The organism is Candidatus Magnetobacterium casense, from assembly GCF_019173545.1.
GTDB lineage: Bacteria > Nitrospirota > Thermodesulfovibrionia > Thermodesulfovibrionales > Magnetobacteriaceae > Magnetobacterium > Magnetobacterium cryptolimnobacter.
Genome location: NZ_JABXWD010000579.1, coordinates 1 through 1,727, shown reverse-complemented (window position 1 = coordinate 1,727; position 1,727 = coordinate 1). Strand labels below are relative to the sequence as shown.

At 47.0% G+C, this 1,727-nt stretch carries 3 protein-coding genes and 1 pseudogene; all 4 read right to left on the bottom strand.

Going from position 1 to position 1,727, the window contains the following annotated elements:
- A pseudogene (locus HWQ67_RS17750) lies at positions 1–572 on the bottom strand (hypothetical protein); the annotation flags it as partial.
- Positions 573–764: a hypothetical protein gene (locus HWQ67_RS17745; RefSeq protein WP_218254027.1), complete on the bottom strand. Its 192-nt coding sequence runs from the start codon at positions 762–764 to the stop codon at positions 573–575. It abuts the pseudogene before it with no gap.
- Positions 764–1,117, bottom strand: a complete 354-nt coding sequence (locus HWQ67_RS17740; RefSeq protein ID WP_218254026.1) for a hypothetical protein — start codon at positions 1,115–1,117, stop codon at positions 764–766. The genes HWQ67_RS17745 and HWQ67_RS17740 overlap by 1 nt, the downstream gene beginning before the upstream one ends.
- On the bottom strand, positions 1,117–1,727 hold a 611-nt coding region (locus HWQ67_RS17735; protein ID WP_218254025.1), incomplete at its 5' end, for a hypothetical protein. The genes HWQ67_RS17740 and HWQ67_RS17735, both read right to left, overlap by 1 nt.

The window sequence follows — 1,727 nt, the reverse complement described above, 5'->3', positions numbered from 1 at the left end:
TTCCGGCCCCAAGAGTTGTGCTTCTCACCCAAGGTTAAGTTGGCATTAGCGTTTTTGGTAAAGTAGCAGTTATCGTCAAAGTAAACCATCTCGTTTGTGCTTAATAGGGTTGTCGCTGTTGTCGCATCGCCAACATTAAAGATAACATGGATTTGGTACACTCTGTCTTCAACTATCTCGGTCATAAAGGCTGGTCCGGCCCCGGAGCCGTTCCAAAGATAGTGTGCTCGTACCTGATTGGTTGCGTTTGGCGCTGCATCACCAGTTAGGCGCACGTAAAGGCGTGTAGTGCCAGCATCGTAGAAATACTCTCCGGCATTGAGTAACCCTATGCCAGCGCCTAACACTAAAGCCGCCCATGCACCAGCCCCTATCTTTTCTTGGCAGCTATCATTGGCCGTTGCCTGGGTACGGAAATATTCGCTGCCCGCCGCTGTCCAGCCAGTCGTGTAGTAGATAGCCGGGCCAAGCGGGAAGTCGTCCATAACTTCGGATAACCGATTAACCACCGATCCGGTATTGATAATAGTCCAGCTTGTCAGGGCATCAACTGTTTTAGCTTCGTAGGCCATTTATGCCGTCAATAAATCGTAAAGGTCTTTGGTCTCTTGCCAGTTGGCAAGGTCTGACTCCACCCGGTTCAGGTCAATAACTTCCTGCACCGTATAAGTCTTGATAAACTGCTTGGGATCGTCCGTCCTGTAAATCAAGCCAAACTCCGGCCCGATCTGCCGCTTGTTTTCGTTGATATGCTTAAGTGCCATTATGCTGTTATCCTGTTCGCAAAACCAAAAATCGTTATCACATTCGCTACAGAAGCGAAAGCCGCTATCCCAAGACCACCGTTTATAACCAACCCAGGAACTACTAAAAACAGGCCGGAAGTGATCGGAATCGTTATCTTGATTAAATCATCAGGGCTTGTAACCCCACCAAATTCAATCGTGAGAGTTACCGCCGCTGTATGGCTATTCACGGCATAAAGGTACACTTCGTCATAATCCGCCGCCCCTGCAACCGCTGTATGAATAGCCGTTCCTGCCGTAGCAGTTTGAACAACCTTGATACCCCTGCCGCTTGTCGAACCACTTAACTTTATTTTTGAGAAAGTTGCCATTAGCTGAATACCTGTTGAGCCAAAATATGGTTAGCGTTAGTATGCATTGCGTCCAGCGTAGCTCCGTCCACCGAAACGTCCCGGCCATCGACGGTCTTTAGGGCTGATAAAATTAAGTCGCCAGTAAAAGTAACATCCCCATTATTATCAATGGTTACTCTTGTTATAGCCGAACTACCTCCAACTTTTCTAGTTCTAAGTTCTATCCTACCAGGGACTTTCCCGTCCGCAGGCGCTCCATCAACGTTTGCTATTATTAAAGCCGCCCTACTATATTCATCGCCGTCCCAACCATACCAGTCAACATAACCTAATTCATCGCCATCTTGAACGGTCGCACCAGCACGGTTCTTTCTAAAAAAAAGAGCAGAAGAACCAGAAGTGTTCAGATTATTATAAATCCGATTGCCTTTATCATGCGTTTCCCAAAAAGCTCCTGTCAACTTGAGAATCGTCCCGCTGCCATCAAACGTCAGCAACGGCCCCGCAGCTATACCGATTGTGCCGTCTTCGGCTATAACGATAGAGCTGTAAACACCAGATAATTGATTCCAAACCGCCGTTCCGGTTGTATTATCAGTACAAATATATGTTTTATCATTAGTTTCAT